Origin of the sequence: Nonomuraea sp. NPDC048882 (genome assembly GCF_040649755.1) — a bacterium.
Lineage (GTDB): Bacteria > Actinomycetota > Actinomycetes > Streptosporangiales > Streptosporangiaceae > Nonomuraea > Nonomuraea maheshkhaliensis.
Map to the genome: position 1 here is coordinate 17,321 of NZ_JBEZGB010000021.1, position 13,161 is coordinate 30,481.

The window sequence follows — 13,161 nt, forward strand, 5'->3', positions numbered from 1 at the left end:
GGCAGCACCTGCGGCACCTCCGCCAACGCCGTCGTCGACATCTCAGGACGCGTCGTAGCGCAGGCGGGAGGCGGCGACGTACGCGCGGTGCTGCTCGGCCCAGGTGATGAGTCCAGAGACCTGGGCCGAGAGCGTCTCCCCGACCGGGGTCAGGGCATAGTCCACCCGAGGCGGCGAGGTGGGGGTGACGGTGCGCTCCACCAGGCCGTCGCGCTCCAGGCTGCGCAGGGTGAGGGTGAGCATCCGCATGGCCCAGGCGGCGAAGCGGGTGTAGCCGTTGAGCGCCAGTTCGCCAGAAGGGAAATGACCCGCCAGCGCGCGCGTCATCCAGACCCGCTCGGACCATCTGGGCCTGATCGCCAAGTATCTGGAGTGGTAGACGGCCATGCCGATCGCCAGGCTTGGTTGCGCCGGTGTGGATGATGTATCCGGCGCACCCAGGCGGCTGAGTTTGATCACGTGTCTGTCAGGAAGGCCAGTGCGTCGGAGGTGAAGCGCTTATCGGTGAATGTGCCGCTGTGGCGGCGGCCTGGGTAGACGACGAGTTGGGCGTCGGGGATGCCCTCGACCGTGTACCGGGCCAGTTCCAGCGGGTAGACGAGGTCCTTGCCACCCTGGATCAGCAGCGTGGCCGCCTTGATGTTGTGCAGCCGACCGCGCACGTCGAAGCCGTCTTCGGCGTTGAGAACGGTGACGGCGTCGCTGTGGTCCTTGTGGTCGCTGTCCGACAGCCACAGCAGGCATCGGAGCAGTCTCTGGCCGATCGCTGATTCGGTAACGATCTCGGCCAGGGCGGGGCTGGGCCGCCTGCATTGGCGTGCGCGTTCGATGTAGTTACGTTGGGCTCGCTTGCCCACAGGGCCGAGAGTGCAGGCCGTGCCCGCCAGGACCAGTCGGTTGACCAGGCCGGGATGGTCGGCGGCAAGTTGCAGGGCGATGGAGCCGCCGGTGGAGATGGCCAGTATGTTTACCGGGCCGTCGAAGGTGGTTTTGATCGCTTGCGCGTAGACGGCGGCGAGGCCGGCCATCGTCGTGGTTGACGGCAGCCCGGGTGGCCGGTTGACGACATAGACGGTGAAGTGTTTGGTGAACGGTCGCACCATCCGCATCGTGGACCAGCGTGCCAACCCCGTCGGGTTGGCCGCTTGCGGGGTGTAGAGCAGGACGACCAAGGGTGCTCCCGCGCCGGCGGACAGGTACGGCAGGCCGTTCATCATGGGGTGATCCCTTCTGTGACCGCGTCGATCAGACGGTTCATCACGGCCGGGTAGATCTCGGTGCCTAGGTGTTCGGCGTGCAGCGGGGTCAGCAGGACCGCGCGCAGCACGCCGAACAGGACTTGCGGATCGTCTTTCAGATGGGTGCTGAGGAACTGGAGCACATCGGCCGTCGGGCCGTCCGTCGCTGCGGCCATGCGCTCGGGGGTGAGCTTGGCGGCGACCGCGGCCATCTCCTGGGGGTGGGACATCAGCCGCCGGTAGAGCGGGTTGCTGTCGAGTTCGGCGATTGTGGCGCGCAGGAAGCGGCGCAGCGCGTCGCGGGTGTCGGCGCCGCGGTTGAGGCCCTCGTCGATCACCCGGTGCCGGACTTGCTCGCTCTGGCGCAGCATCGCCTCGAAGTACAGGTCCTCCTTGGAGTTGAAGAAGGCATACAGCGAGGACTTGGCGATGCCCGCAGGAGCGGTCAACTCTTCCAGGGACGTCTTGCGCAACCCCTGGGTCGAGAAGAGGTGGGTGGCGGTGTCGAGCAACTGCTCGGTGATCCGCAACCGCTCTTCCTCGGAGAACGCCGACGGCATGTTGTCTCCATTTGAACAGATTGGTTTATTGTTCACAGAATAGCTCTCGATAAGCAGGCGATGTCGTCCGCCCCCGGTCCAGATGGATGGGGTCCAAGAGAGGGCCATGCCGAGATGGGTGCGGCGTCCTGTTTCGCAAGTGGTCACCTATGAAACGGCGGCCCGGCGCCCGGCCGTCCAGGGCGCTCCCGCCCCGATCCTGTTCCATCAGTCGTTTCAAATCGCTGGAGCCTTGAAACGCATCCATGAAACGATCACGGGGTGAGCGACGACCACTTTTCCCGCGTGGAAGCCTTCGACTGCCCGATGTCCTCCTGCGCCGCCCCTGCCGGATCACCCTGCCGCACCGGCCGGGGCAAGGTGGCCGCCCAGTACCACACCGCCCGGTTCCGGCTCGTGCCGTCCCTGACCAAAGTGCTCAACGTGCCGACCCCGGCGCTGCGCAAACCCGGGACCGCATGGGTGGAACTGCCCCGCCCCGCCGCCGGCACCCAGACGTCCGGACACGCCAAGATCGGATACGCCCGCGCCTCGACGGAGCGCCAATCGCTGCAGACCCAGCTCGACTCCCTCACGACCGCCGGGGTCACCCGGATCTTCTCCGAGAAGATCTCCACCCGCGCCACGCGGCGCCCCGAACTCGAGCGGGCCATCACCCTGGCCCGGGAGATGCGCGCCTCCGGCGTGGCGGTCACCCTGGTCGTCCACGAGCACAAGCGGCTCGGCCGCGGCCTCGCGCTGGCCGAGCTCGCCGAGCAGCTGCGCGCCTGCGACGTCGGCCTGGAGTTCCTCACCGGCGAGCTGCAAGGCAGCCACGACCCCTCCGGCGTGGTGTTCACCGTGCTGGCCGCCCTGTCCGGGATGGAACGCGAATACATACGCGACCGCACCCTGGAAGGCCACGAGTCCGCCCGCAAGAACGGCACGGCCATCGGCGGCGCCACCGTCACCGATGAGGCCATGCTGTCCATGGCCCTGCACCTGCGCGACCAAGACCTCAGCCTCCGCGAGATCGCCTCCCGCCTGGTCATCACCCAGGGCGCCAAGAGGGGCCGGCACCCCTCCCCGGCCACCGTCATGCGCATGCTCCGCGACCACGACACCAGCATCACCGAGCTGGGCGCCGGAGCCGACGATGCGAAGCAACGGCCGTCGGCGCGAAGAACGCCAGCGCCTCTTTGACCATCACCCCGCTGTGCCCGAGCACCAGCCCGGGCACCGGATCGCTCGTCTCGGGCAGGTAAAGGTCACCCGCGCAGCGGGTGCCGAGACGACGCTCGCAGGGGGAGACGGGGGCGTAGGGCGGGCGGCACTCCGGCTCTGAGGCCATTCGCCGATACAACGAGGCAGCCCCGGGGGAGCCGCACATGACACCTCTCCGACCTACAGCACCCAATACGTGACAAAAGGGACACGCGTTCGCTTGGCGGATCCTGCCGCCCAGCAGGGGAGCGGCCTACCCGGCCGCGACCGCAACGCCGTACGGGGCAGGGGAGAAGCACGTCGGCACCGCCTTGACACACTCGCCGATTTCCACAGGTCAGAGCGCCATGGCGAGGCGCCACCACCCTAGAATCCGCCCACCTGGCGACGGCCGACGAGAACGGCGAACCGCCACCGACGACGTCCTGAAGAGCTCAGTGGATGGCCGCCGCCGAGACTACAAAACGTGCATTCAGTACGAAATCTACCCATACCATACAGAAGCCCCATTCTGTATGGTATGGCATCGAAGCATGACCCGGCGCAGGCAGGGGGTCACAGCCGGTTGACGAAGCGGGCGGCGGCGCGCTGGCTCATCCCGGTCTCACCGCGCACGAAGAACACGGCTTCCTGGATCTGGCCGAGCGCTTTCAGCTCGCGCACCTGATCGACAAGATCGACACTGATGCCGGGCCGGTTGCGCGGGCTCTTGGTGAGGCGTACCGCGAGGATGATCAGCCAGATGGCGCCGGCGGTGACGACGGCGGTGAGCGCGACGAGGCTGGGGGCGGCGATGTCGAGCGGGATCATGCGCTGCGCCTGCCCGCGCGGACGCGGATTATTCGGACTATCCGGTGCTACCGTAGTTGCTTGATAATGAACATTATGTCAAGTAACCGTTCCGAGGAGGGGCCGGACGCTCCCCTCCAGCGGGCGAGCGCCTCTTCGCCGCGTTCACGATCTGCGCTGCCGAATCTCGTTGGAGACGAGGGCCGCCTCATCGAACCTCCCCGCCGTCGACGGCGAGCCGGGCACCACTGGACGCATCCGGCCCGCGATCAACGACCGGATGGCGGCCCACCTCCCCGCAACTTCCGGTCCAAGTATTCGATCAGTGCGGATTCGCTTCGTTCGAGACGTTCCCGCCGGTCGCGAGGCAGCGACGCCAGGGCATCGACGAGGATTCGCCTCTGGGGAACGTGCACCATCGTGCCGGAGTAGACGCGGCAGCCGGAACACCAGGTGAACCCGACGCACCGCTCGAACATGGAGGACTCAGGCGGATGGCACCGGTACACGTATGAGCGGACGGGCGTCCCACAGGTCGCGCAGATCTGCCGGTCACCATCGGGAATCGTCCATCCGGCCGTGATCTTGAGCCACCGCTGCCGGCCGCCGGGCGCTCTTCAGTTGGTCATGCGGCCATTCTCCTCCATGGCAGGCTCTCCCCCGGTGTCACGCCCTCGCCGGGCAGGACGGGTGCGGCGGGTGGGAAGATTTTTCCGCCCTCTTCGTACGGTCTGTGAGGGTGATGAGATGGGCCGGGCGGGTGTGGTGAGCGGGGGTTTCGCGGGTGGGCGTGGTGGTGTGGCGGGTTCTGGGGGGCGTTGACGGGCGTTTTGACGTTGTGTTGATTCGCTGTCCTTGGCGGGAGATGTGGTTTTAGGGTGGAAGTCCTGCTATTCGCGCCGCGAGAGGAGCAGCACGTGGGGAACCAGTCGGTTTTATGTCCGATGTGTCGGGGGGTTCTGCCCGCTTCCGGTAAGGAGTCGTACACGGCGTCGCGGGGGCGGCTGATCGTGACCAACGGGTACTGCTCGGGCGGGTGTGCCGAGGCGGCGGATCAGGCGCAGCGGGTGACCCGGCAGCAGGTTCAGGAGGCGGCCCAGGAGGTGACGCAGCAGGTGGCGCGTCCGCGGCCGGCCCCCTCCCCTGCTCCGGCGCCGGTTCCTGCGGGTGCGGGGCGTGCGCCGTTGCGGGTGGTGCGCTGATCGCTGGGGGTGGCCCGTCCAGGAGGGGGGACGGGTGGCCGCTCTCTTCGTCCGGTACGGCTCGTCGCGCGGGGCGCGGCGGGCCTTTTTCATGGATGGGCGCCGATCCTCAAGGCCCCAGGCCCTGAACGGCCCATGAGCGGCATGTGGTAGCAGGCTCGCTCAGGGTGCCCTTCTCGCTGCCACGATCGCCGCAGCCGCCGCAACGTGGCGGGTCACTGCTGGTGCCGGAGGAGTTTCTCCAGGAGTCGCTGGAGTTCGTCGCGTTCTTGCGTTTCGAGTCTTGCGAGCCACTGCTCGAAGTTGTCGGACAGGGTCGCCAGTGCGCGATCGAGTACCTTCTGGCCGTCCGGAGTCACCACGAGGCGGTGGCGGCGCAGGTCGCCTTCGTCGATCTCGCGCTGGACGAAGCCCTTGGCCACGAGGTTGCGCAGGTACACCGTCACGCTCGCCTTGGGCATCATCAGCCGGGCGGCGAGTTCGGCCGGGTAGCGGCATTCGTCGACCTCGCCGAGTACGAAGAACTCCTTGGTGTCCAGGCCGAGCTCGTCGAGCTGCTCGCTGCAGCTGTTCATGACCGCGGTCAGCAGCCGGTGGTTGAGCCCCCAGATCCGCGCGGCGGTATTCACCTGGCGGGTGCTCCTTCCCGAGGATCGTACAGTCACTGATATTGTACAGTTTCGTACAACATCGATAGCTGTATTAGTGCTGTTGCCGTACTAGGATACAACCGGAACGGGATCATGGCTTCCATCCAGACCACGTCCATCTCCCGCGGCGGCTTCGAGCTCGCCGGGAACCTTCATCTCCCCGAGGGCTTCGACGCAGGCCACCAGCACCCGGCCGTGATCATCGCCACGCCGGGCAGCAGCGTGAAGGAGCAGATCGGCGCCAACTACGCCCGCGCCCTGGCACGGGAAGGCTTCGTCGCTCTGGCGTTCGACCCCGCCTACCAGGGCCAGAGCGGCGGGGAGCCCCGGGATCTGGAGGATCCCGCCGAACGGGTGGCCGATCTTCGCCACGCCGTCGACTTCCTCACCGCGCTGGACCACGTGGACGCGGAGCGCATCGGCGTCCTGGGCATCTGCGCCGGCGGCGGCTACGCCGTCAGCGCCGCGATGACCGAGCACCGCATCAAGGCGGTCGGCACCGTGGTCCCGGTCAACATCGGCCGCGCCTTCCGAGCGGCCATGGCAGCCTCCGGCTCCGTCACGGGCGTGCTCCAGGACGTGGCACGGCAGGCCACCGCCGAAGCGCGCGGCCGGCAGCCGGTCCGGCACCCGTGGATCCCCGACACCGTGCGGGACGCGGAGTCCGCCGGCATCACCGACATCGACGTGCTGCAGGCCGTGACCTACTACCGGACCCCGCGCGGCCACCACGAACGCTCGACCAACCGCCGCCACTACCGCAGCGACGCGCTGATTCTGGGCTTCGACGCCTTCCACCTCGCCGACGAGTTGCTGACCCAGCCCGTCCAGGTCGTCGTCGCCGGCGAGGGCGGGTCGACCGGCTCTCTCGACGACGGCCGGCTGCTGACCCGGCTGGCACGTCAGGCGGAGGACATCCTCGTCGTCGAGGGCGCACGCCACTACGAGATGTACGACGAGCCCGAGTACATCGCGCAGGCGGTCGAGCGCCTGAGCACGTTCTTCGGCAAGCATCTGGCCTGAGCCGCCACAAGATGAGCCGATGGCACGCCGGTCAACCGCACCCCGAGACGCCGGTGTCTAGTGGTGGCCGTGGTGGCCGTCGGTGGTGTGCCAGTAGTCGCGCGTCTGTACGGCGAGGCCGCCCGCGTCGAAGCGGGCGAAGACGCAACCCGCCAGGGTGATGGGGCGGCCGTCGTCGTAGGCGTGGACACGGAACTCGATGGCGGCCTGGTCGCCGTCGACGACGGGCGTGGCGAAGGTGACGTGGGGGTCGGTCTCGCCGGCGAAGGACCAGGTGATGTAGTCGGCGATGGCTTGCCGGCCGTGGTGCGGGGGGCGGAAGGGCATGCTGGTGTGGACGGCGTCGTCGCGATAGAGGGCGGTGATGGCGGCGACGTCGTGGTGGGTCCAGGCGTGCTGCCAGGTGTCGGCGAAGCGCTGGGCGGCGGCGCGGGTGTCCATAAGCGGGCTCGTGCCCCTGGGCGGCGTCGCGTCTGCGGGCGGTGTCATGTCCGTAGGAGGCCTCATGGAGTGGCCGGGCCGGTGTAAGGGCGGGTGGCGGCGACGCTGGTCAGGGGCAGCGGCCCGTACAGGTGGGGGAAGCCGTTCTCGACGCGGACGTCGAGACCGGCCGGGTCGATGTCGAGGACGATCAGCGGTTCGGTGAGGTGGCTGTAGAAGGCGGTGTGGACGCCGTGCAACTGGGCCAGGTCGCGGCTGCAATGGATGAAGCCGACCTGGTCGAGGGTGCGGCCGAGGGTGGAGATGCGGTACTCCCCCGCGGCGCGGGCGTTCTCCCAGTCGGTGCGCAGGGCGAGGTGGTGGATCATGGTGTCCGTTCGCTGAGGGAGGGACGGCCGCGCTCCCCCGGCCGGCCAGGTGCGCGGGTCCGATGGCTGTGCTTCAGTGGCCGCCGGCGAGGTTGAGGACGACGACGCCGGCGATGATGAGCAGGATACCGCCGACCTTGACCAGGGTCAGGGTCTCGCCGAGGAAGGCGGCCCCGATGAGCGCGATGGCGGCCGTCCCGGCGCCGGACCAGACGGCGTAGGCCGTACCGACGTCGAGCTGGAGCTTCAGGACGCGGGCGAGCAGCAGGAAGGAGATGATGTAGCCGGCGGCGACGGTGATGCTCCAGCCGAGGTGGGTGAAGCCGTTGCTGAGTTTGAGCGCCGTGGTGGCGACCACTTCGGAGGCGATGGCGAGGGCGAGCAGGATCCAGGCCATGTGCGGGGCTCCAGACGAAGGCGGGATGGGGCGGGTGTGCCGCCAGTATCGTGGGTCCGCTCCCCCGCACGGGCGGGCGGGGTTGGGGGGAACGGCTTGAAAACGGAGTCGAATGCGTGTTCCACTGGGGATGTGGGTTGGGACGCGCTTGCGCTTGTCGACGCCGCCGATGAGCGTCCGCTGATCGAGCGGCGCGCGGTGGTGCGCGACGGCTTCTACGAGATGCAGGCCCGCACCGTGATCGAGCGGGTGCCGCAGGTCGCGGGCATCGCCCAGCGGTGGGCGGTCTCCCCCTACCGTGGCTGCGCCCATGCCTGCCGCGGCTGCGGCGCCCGCGCGGGTCACCGCCGGCTCGGCCTCGACGCGGGCGCCGACTTCGACACCCGCATCGTGGTCAGGCCCAACGTGGTCGAGCGGCTGCGGGCCGAGCTGACCCGCTGGGACGGCGCGGAGCTCGCGGTCGGGCTGGGCGGCGACTGCTACCAGGCGGCGGAGGAACGCTACCGGCTGATGCCCGGCGTGATCGGGGCACTGGCGGGCGCGGGGGCGCCGTTCACGGTCTACACCAAGAGCGCGCTGGTGCTGCGGGACGCGAAGCTGCTGGCGCGGGCGGGCGCGCGGGTGGCAGTGTCGATCGCGTTCGTGGACGAACGGATCCGGCGGGCAGTCGAGCCCGGAGCGCCACCGGCGCAGGCCCGGCTGGAGCTCGTGTCGGCGCTGGTGGAGGCGGGAGTGGAGTGCCGGGTGCTGATGTCGCCGGTGCTGCCGCTGCTGAGCGACGCCGCCGACCAGCTCGCGGCGACCGTACGGCGGATCGCGTCGGCGGGCGCGGCCGCGGTGGAGCCGGTGGTGCTTCGGCTGCCGCCGGGCACCCGGGAGTGGTACCTGAGCTGGCTGCAGGAGGCACATCCGCAGCTGGTGGAGCGGTATGAGGAGCTGTACGACCGGGCGGGCCTGCCGTCCGAGGGGTACGAGGGCCGGATCACGGGGCAGATCGCCCAGTTGTGCCGGATGTACGGGATGGGGTGCGGGGCGCCGGCGGTCGAGCCGCGTGAGCCGGTGGCGGCGCAGCTGGCCCTGGTGTGATCGTCGCGGCTGAGTGTGGATTTCTGCGCAGACCGGCGCCTTGACCGGTTTTAGCGTCGGCCTGGTCAGGATTGCAGGATTCCACGAGAGGAGAGATCTCATGACCGCGAAGGCCAGACGTCGTGGCCTCGCCGTCGCTGTCGCATCCCTCGCCGCCGCGGGCGTGCTCGGAACGCCTGCCGCGAGCGCGTCGGCTCATCCGGTGCCGGGATGCAAGAGCAGGACGTACCCGGGGTATCAAGTCCAGCACGTGCACCTGTACCTGAGCGACCCGGCCGTGGCCGTGTGCAAGGCGTTCAAGCGGATCGGGGGCGGCAGGTTCCAGGTGTTCTACAAGATCAAGGGGCGCGGTGGCCCCCGGCAGGTGCAGGTCCGCAACGACGGGACGCGCGTGCGCGAGTACTTCGTGCGCGGCGGCACGGGGACGATCAAGGGCCGGCTGCAGGGGCAGCGCACGTTCTTCCGGACGTGCCGCCCGGACGGCACGGTGTGCGGGCCGTGGCTGTGACGCCCGCCCGAAGGACGGCCGCGATCGTGTAGACCCGCCCGGCGGTGCGCCGCGCGTTCCTGGAGGGGGACGTGCGGCGCCGGCGGGTCAGGGGGCGGCGGCCGGGGTGGAACGGGTGACGAGATGGTCGAGGGAGATGCCGAGCACGTCGGCCAGAGCCGCGATGGTGAAGAACGCCGGCGTCGCGATCCGGCCGGTCTCGATCTTGCGGAGCGTCTCGGCGGACATGCCGGCGGCCGCGGCGACCTCGACGATGCTCCGCTCCGCCCTGGCCCGTCGCAGCACCATGCCGAGCTGCTCGCCACGCAGGCGTTCTTCAGGGGTCAGCGGGGGTCGCACCATGACACCCATGCTATACCCCGGGATAGAAATACCGGACCAGACCGGCAGCCGCCCTCCCCCGGCGAACGTCACACCGGCCGAGGTCAGCGGTCGAAGGGGTCAGCGGTCGAACCAGCGGGCCGCGGGCGCGGTGAGCAGCGCGCCGGCGACCCCCAGCGGCAGGAGCACGCTCAACGGCAGCGACGCCCACACGAAGCGCTCCGCCAGCACCATCGACACCAGGTTGCCGCCACCCAGGATCGCCTCCACCGCCACCGCCGCCCACCGTACGAACGACCGCCGCGACCCCCACCGCAGAACCAGCCACATCATCACCACCAGAACGACGGCCGGCAGCAGGAACAACAGCAGAAACAGCGAGGGGGCGCTCGCCGCGGCCGCCAGCACCCCGCCCATCACGACCAGCCCCAGTACACTGGCGACCACCTGCACGATGAGCACCACCCGCGCGGTCCGCACGAGAGCGGGCATGGGCTCGACCGGGACACCGTCGCTCGTCACCCGATCATTGTGCCGCACGCCCGCACCAACCGGCCGAGGCCGGCAGGGAACCGGGCAGGAATCGAGAAGCACCCCACGCCGGACCGCGCCTAACGTGACGGCCATGGACATCACCATCCACGCCAGCTTCCTGCCGCACGACGACCCGGACGCCTCCCTGGCCTTCTACCGCGACCTGCTCGGCTTCGAAGTACGCGACGACGTCGGCTACAACGGCCTGCGCTGGATCACCGTCGGCCCCGCCGGCCGCCTCGGCGCCTCCCTCGTCCTGCAGCCGCCGGCCGCCGATCCCGGCATCACCGCCGCCGAACGCGTCACCATCGCCCAGATGATGGCCAAGGGCACCTACGCCGGCATCCTGCTGGCCACCGACGACCTCGACGGCTTGTTCGAACGGGCGCGTGCGGGTGGCGCGGAGGTGGTGCAGGAGCCGGTCGAGCAGCCGTTCGGGGTACGTGACTGCGCCTTCCGCGACCCGGCCGGCAACATGGTCCGCGTCCAGCAGCAACGCTGAGCCCCCGCGGCGGGCGCCAGGCCCACGTTCGTGATCTTCGCGGTCCGGAATTGACGGGGCCGTGTGGGAGGGTGGCGGCACCGGCCCCGGCGGCCGGACACCCCCTGCGTGAGAGAGGCGCCTTCCGTGCGAGGTCCCGGCCGTGCTCACCCCACCGGCGGCAACCCGGACCGCGGCGACACCAGTGAGGAGGACCGTCCGCGCCCGAAGGCCGGAGCGCCTCTGCCTTCTCCCCGCTGGCCGCACCCGGCTTCCGCCGCTACTACCTCGGCCAGACCGCCTCCTTCTTCGGCGACGCCCTGACCCCGCTCGCCGTCGCGTTCGCCGTGCTGCACCTCACCGGCTCCGCCGTCGACCTCGGCATCGTGGTCCTCAGCACCCGGCTGCCGATCATCGCCCTGACCCTGCTCGGCGGAGCAGCCGGCGACCGCTTCTCCCGCCGCTCCATCATGCTGATCGCCGACCTGACCCGCCTGGCCGCCCACGGCGCCACCGCCGTGCTCCTGCTGACCGGCAGCGCGCACCTGTGGACGCTGGTGGCCCTGCAACTGATCGCCGGCGCCGGATCGGCGTTCTTCAACCCGGCCGCCGTCGGGCTCGTCGCCTCCCTGGCCGGCAAGGAGAACCTCCAGGCGGCCAACAGCCTCATCTCGATCTCCCGCAGCACCGTGTCGATCGTCGCGCTGGGCGTCGCCGGAGCCCTCGTGGCGTGGGCCGGGCCGGGGTGGGCGATCGCGATCGACGCGATGACGTTCGCGGTGAGCGCCGCGTTCCTGGCCCGGCTCCCGCGCGACCTCCCCGAAGGCGGACGCGTCCCGGCGCGCGGGCTGCTGGCCGGCATCGGCGACGGGCTTGCCCAGGTGCGCCGGCGCACCTGGCTATGGGTGTGGATCGTCCACCTCGCCGTCGCCAACGCGCTCGTGATCTCCCCCATCCTGGTGCTCGGCCCGTACGTCGCCGACCGCTCCCTCGGCGGCGCGCCGGCCTGGTCGGCGATCGGCATCGCCTACGCCGCCGGCGGGCTGGCCGCAGGCGTCGTCAGCGCGCACTGGCGGCCCGCCCGCCCCATGGTGGCCGCCCTGCTGGCGTTCCTGCTGATCGCGCCGCTGCCGGCCCTGCTCGCCGTGCCCGCACCCCTCTGGCAGCTCGTCGTCGCGGCCGTCGCCGCCGGCGGGCAGGTGACGGTGCACAACGTCATCCAGACCACGGCCCTCCAGCGGCACCTGCCCGCCGATGCCGTCGCGCGGGCGGCCTCCGTCAGCATGCTCGGCGCCCTCGTGGCGGCGCCCGTCGGCATGGGGCTGGCCGGGCCCGCGGCCTCCTTCTTCGGCACGCGGCCCGTGCTGATCGCGTGCGCCGCGATCGCCGTGCTCATCACCGCCGTCACCTTGCCGGTGCCGGCGGTCTGGCGGCTCCGGGACGACTCTTCCGGCCCGGTCTCGTCAGTGCCCGGGTAATAACGCGCAGGATGTCGCAGGGGTGCGCCCGGGTAATAACTGGTGCTCCAGGCACACGGTGGATCCGTGGCCGAGCTGCGGGCGCCCGCGCGGCTCCGCGGCGTTCGTGGTCATGGTGTCCGGGCGGCGGGCAGGCTCGTTCGCCCGGCTCGCGGGTTGCGGGACCACCGCGCCCGCTCCGGCCCTGACGGCTCCGCCCGAGCCCGGCCCGGCAGGCCGTAATAAGGCGGTGGCCGGTCGCGGCCCGCGGCCGGGCCGTCGCAGCCGGGCGACAAGCCGGCCCCGCAGGCGCGTGCTCTGCCCGGTATCCGCCGGCGGGCGTCCCCGGCCGGCGCGTACGAATCTGTCCGGACGGTCACCGGGCCGCCGCCCGGACGGACCTCCTCCAGGCCGGGCCCCGCGCCGCACACCGGCGCGCCCCGCCACAGTTCTTCTCGCGAGCACAGGTGATAACTCCACTCCATCAGCGCCCGCACCACCCGCGGCCAGGGCAGCACAGCCCCAGGCCCCGGACAGCGGCAGGCGGGAACGGTCAACGACCCAGGACGAAAGCGCACAGGGCACGGCGAACCGGAGTCCGGCCCCGGCCACCTCGTGCCGGCGCCCGACGAAACGTCTCACCTCAGCCGGCCGGTAGCCCGCACGGCGCCCCCGGGAGGTCCTGATCGTCACCGCTGTCATGGTGTCTTCTGCCGACGAGGGCAGCGGGTCGCCATCTGCGCCGCGACCCCGTCGTCGCACCCAGGCTATGTCCCCGCGACGGCGCGAGTGTCCCCTGGTCAAGAAGCCACAGCAAGTTTTGACCTGGCCATGAGGTTCACCCGGTACGCCGTTGAATCCGGCGCCTGAACCCGGCGCCTGAACCCGGCACCGCCCGGCTTG

The 13,161-nt window shown here is 70.4% G+C and carries 15 protein-coding genes and 1 pseudogene; 6 read left to right on the top strand and 10 right to left on the bottom strand.

Translation table 11 applies throughout. The features are described 5' to 3' along the window. Nucleotides 1-42 precede the first annotated feature (42 nt). The 3 genes from AB0C27_RS46905 to AB0C27_RS46915 all read right to left on the bottom strand — a co-directional run bounded on the left by AB0C27_RS46905 (nucleotide 43) and on the right by AB0C27_RS46915 (nucleotide 1,798). The gene (locus AB0C27_RS46905; RefSeq protein ID WP_357859539.1) at nucleotides 43-327 is read right to left on the bottom strand and encodes a helix-turn-helix domain-containing protein; all 285 of its coding nucleotides are present in this window, start codon (nucleotides 325-327) and stop codon (nucleotides 43-45) included. 128 nt (nucleotides 328-455) lie between these two features. After that, on the bottom strand, nucleotides 456-1,217 hold the full coding sequence (locus AB0C27_RS46910; protein ID WP_357859542.1) for an alpha/beta hydrolase: 762 nt from the start codon (nucleotides 1,215-1,217) through the stop codon (nucleotides 456-458). Next, the gene (locus tag AB0C27_RS46915) at nucleotides 1,214-1,798 is read right to left on the bottom strand and encodes a TetR/AcrR family transcriptional regulator (RefSeq protein ID WP_357859545.1); all 585 of its coding nucleotides are present in this window, start codon (nucleotides 1,796-1,798) and stop codon (nucleotides 1,214-1,216) included. The genes AB0C27_RS46910 and AB0C27_RS46915 overlap by 4 nt, the downstream gene beginning before the upstream one ends. 285 nt (nucleotides 1,799-2,083) lie before the next feature. On the opposite strand from AB0C27_RS46915, the gene AB0C27_RS46920 reads away from it, so the two are divergent. Continuing rightward, on the top strand, nucleotides 2,084-2,980 hold the full coding sequence (locus AB0C27_RS46920) for a recombinase family protein (protein WP_357859547.1): 897 nt from the start codon (nucleotides 2,084-2,086) through the stop codon (nucleotides 2,978-2,980). 576 nt (nucleotides 2,981-3,556) lie between these two features. Here AB0C27_RS46920 and AB0C27_RS46925 read toward each other — a convergent pair. Both AB0C27_RS46925 and AB0C27_RS46930 read right to left on the bottom strand, forming a co-directional pair. After that, nucleotides 3,557-3,811: a hypothetical protein gene (locus AB0C27_RS46925; RefSeq protein ID WP_357859550.1), complete on the bottom strand. Its 255-nt coding sequence runs from the start codon at nucleotides 3,809-3,811 to the stop codon at nucleotides 3,557-3,559. 1,396 nt (nucleotides 3,812-5,207) lie between these two features. Next, entirely contained in the window at nucleotides 5,208-5,621 is a 414-nt protein-coding gene (locus AB0C27_RS46930; protein ID WP_357859553.1) for a MarR family winged helix-turn-helix transcriptional regulator, read from the bottom strand. Between the two features lie 114 nt (nucleotides 5,622-5,735). On the opposite strand from AB0C27_RS46930, the gene AB0C27_RS46935 reads away from it, so the two are divergent. Beyond that, nucleotides 5,736-6,665: an alpha/beta hydrolase gene (locus tag AB0C27_RS46935; RefSeq protein ID WP_357859556.1), complete on the top strand. Its 930-nt coding sequence runs from the start codon at nucleotides 5,736-5,738 to the stop codon at nucleotides 6,663-6,665. A 57-nt stretch (nucleotides 6,666-6,722) separates the two neighbouring features. On the opposite strand, the gene AB0C27_RS46940 is transcribed toward AB0C27_RS46935, so the two are convergent. The 3 genes from AB0C27_RS46940 to AB0C27_RS46950 form a co-directional block, all read right to left on the bottom strand. Then, nucleotides 6,723-7,154 carry a nuclear transport factor 2 family protein gene (locus AB0C27_RS46940; protein WP_357859559.1) on the bottom strand — a complete coding sequence of 144 codons (432 nt, stop codon included), beginning with the start codon at nucleotides 7,152-7,154 and terminating at the stop codon, nucleotides 6,723-6,725. 14 nt (nucleotides 7,155-7,168) lie between these two features. Next, entirely contained in the window at nucleotides 7,169-7,474 is a 306-nt protein-coding gene (locus AB0C27_RS46945) for a DUF952 domain-containing protein (RefSeq protein WP_357859562.1), read from the bottom strand. A 73-nt stretch (nucleotides 7,475-7,547) separates the two neighbouring features. Further along, entirely contained in the window at nucleotides 7,548-7,871 is a 324-nt protein-coding gene (locus tag AB0C27_RS46950) for a multidrug efflux SMR transporter (protein WP_357859565.1), read from the bottom strand. 132 nt (nucleotides 7,872-8,003) lie between these two features. Between AB0C27_RS46950 and AB0C27_RS46955 the strand changes: the two genes are divergently transcribed. Together AB0C27_RS46955 and AB0C27_RS46960 are read left to right on the top strand one after the other, a co-directional pair. Next, the gene (locus AB0C27_RS46955; RefSeq protein WP_357859568.1) at nucleotides 8,004-8,957 is read left to right on the top strand and encodes a radical SAM protein; all 954 of its coding nucleotides are present in this window, start codon (nucleotides 8,004-8,006) and stop codon (nucleotides 8,955-8,957) included. A 100-nt stretch (nucleotides 8,958-9,057) separates the two neighbouring features. Then, nucleotides 9,058-9,465 carry a hypothetical protein gene (locus AB0C27_RS46960; protein ID WP_357859571.1) on the top strand — a complete coding sequence of 136 codons (408 nt, stop codon included), beginning with the start codon at nucleotides 9,058-9,060 and terminating at the stop codon, nucleotides 9,463-9,465. An 87-nt stretch (nucleotides 9,466-9,552) separates the two neighbouring features. Here AB0C27_RS46960 and AB0C27_RS46965 read toward each other — a convergent pair whose 3' ends face one another. Together AB0C27_RS46965 and AB0C27_RS46970 are read right to left on the bottom strand one after the other, a co-directional pair. After that, nucleotides 9,553-9,807: a helix-turn-helix transcriptional regulator gene (locus tag AB0C27_RS46965; protein WP_346101996.1), complete on the bottom strand. Its 255-nt coding sequence runs from the start codon at nucleotides 9,805-9,807 to the stop codon at nucleotides 9,553-9,555. A gap of 99 nt (nucleotides 9,808-9,906) precedes the next feature. Then, nucleotides 9,907-10,308, bottom strand: a complete 402-nt coding sequence (locus AB0C27_RS46970; protein ID WP_357859574.1) for a hypothetical protein — start codon at nucleotides 10,306-10,308, stop codon at nucleotides 9,907-9,909. 103 nt (nucleotides 10,309-10,411) lie between these two features. Between AB0C27_RS46970 and AB0C27_RS46975 the strand changes: the two genes are divergently transcribed. Together AB0C27_RS46975 and AB0C27_RS46980 are read left to right on the top strand one after the other, a co-directional pair. Next, nucleotides 10,412-10,822 (top strand): VOC family protein, encoded by a 411-nt coding sequence (locus AB0C27_RS46975; RefSeq protein ID WP_357859577.1) that lies wholly within the window; start codon nucleotides 10,412-10,414, stop codon nucleotides 10,820-10,822. A 230-nt stretch (nucleotides 10,823-11,052) separates the two neighbouring features. Next, nucleotides 11,053-12,279, top strand: a pseudogene (locus AB0C27_RS46980) (MFS transporter); the annotation flags it as partial. Nucleotides 12,280-13,161: the final 882 nt, after the last annotated feature.

Excerpts from the sequence above, each read along its gene's own strand:
- AB0C27_RS46925 (WP_357859550.1), bottom strand. The coding sequence starts at position 3,811 with ATGATCCCGCTCGACATCGCCGCCCCCAGCCTCGTCGCGCTCACCGCC.
- AB0C27_RS46960 (WP_357859571.1), top strand. The coding sequence starts at position 9,058 with ATGACCGCGAAGGCCAGACGTCGTGGCCTCGCCGTCGCTGTCGCATCC.
- AB0C27_RS46945 (WP_357859562.1), bottom strand. The coding sequence starts at position 7,474 with ATGATCCACCACCTCGCCCTGCGCACCGACTGGGAGAACGCCCGCGCC.
- AB0C27_RS46935 (WP_357859556.1), top strand. The coding sequence starts at position 5,736 with ATGGCTTCCATCCAGACCACGTCCATCTCCCGCGGCGGCTTCGAGCTC.
- AB0C27_RS46950 (WP_357859565.1), bottom strand. The coding sequence starts at position 7,871 with ATGGCCTGGATCCTGCTCGCCCTCGCCATCGCCTCCGAAGTGGTCGCC.
- AB0C27_RS46910 (WP_357859542.1), bottom strand. The coding sequence starts at position 1,217 with ATGATGAACGGCCTGCCGTACCTGTCCGCCGGCGCGGGAGCACCCTTG.
- AB0C27_RS46940 (WP_357859559.1), bottom strand. The coding sequence starts at position 7,154 with ATGACACCGCCCGCAGACGCGACGCCGCCCAGGGGCACGAGCCCGCTT.
- AB0C27_RS46965 (WP_346101996.1), bottom strand. The coding sequence starts at position 9,807 with ATGGTGCGACCCCCGCTGACCCCTGAAGAACGCCTGCGTGGCGAGCAG.
- AB0C27_RS46975 (WP_357859577.1), top strand. The coding sequence starts at position 10,412 with ATGGACATCACCATCCACGCCAGCTTCCTGCCGCACGACGACCCGGAC.
- AB0C27_RS46915 (WP_357859545.1), bottom strand. The coding sequence starts at position 1,798 with ATGCCGTCGGCGTTCTCCGAGGAAGAGCGGTTGCGGATCACCGAGCAG.
- AB0C27_RS46905 (WP_357859539.1), bottom strand. The coding sequence starts at position 327 with ATGACGCGCGCGCTGGCGGGTCATTTCCCTTCTGGCGAACTGGCGCTC.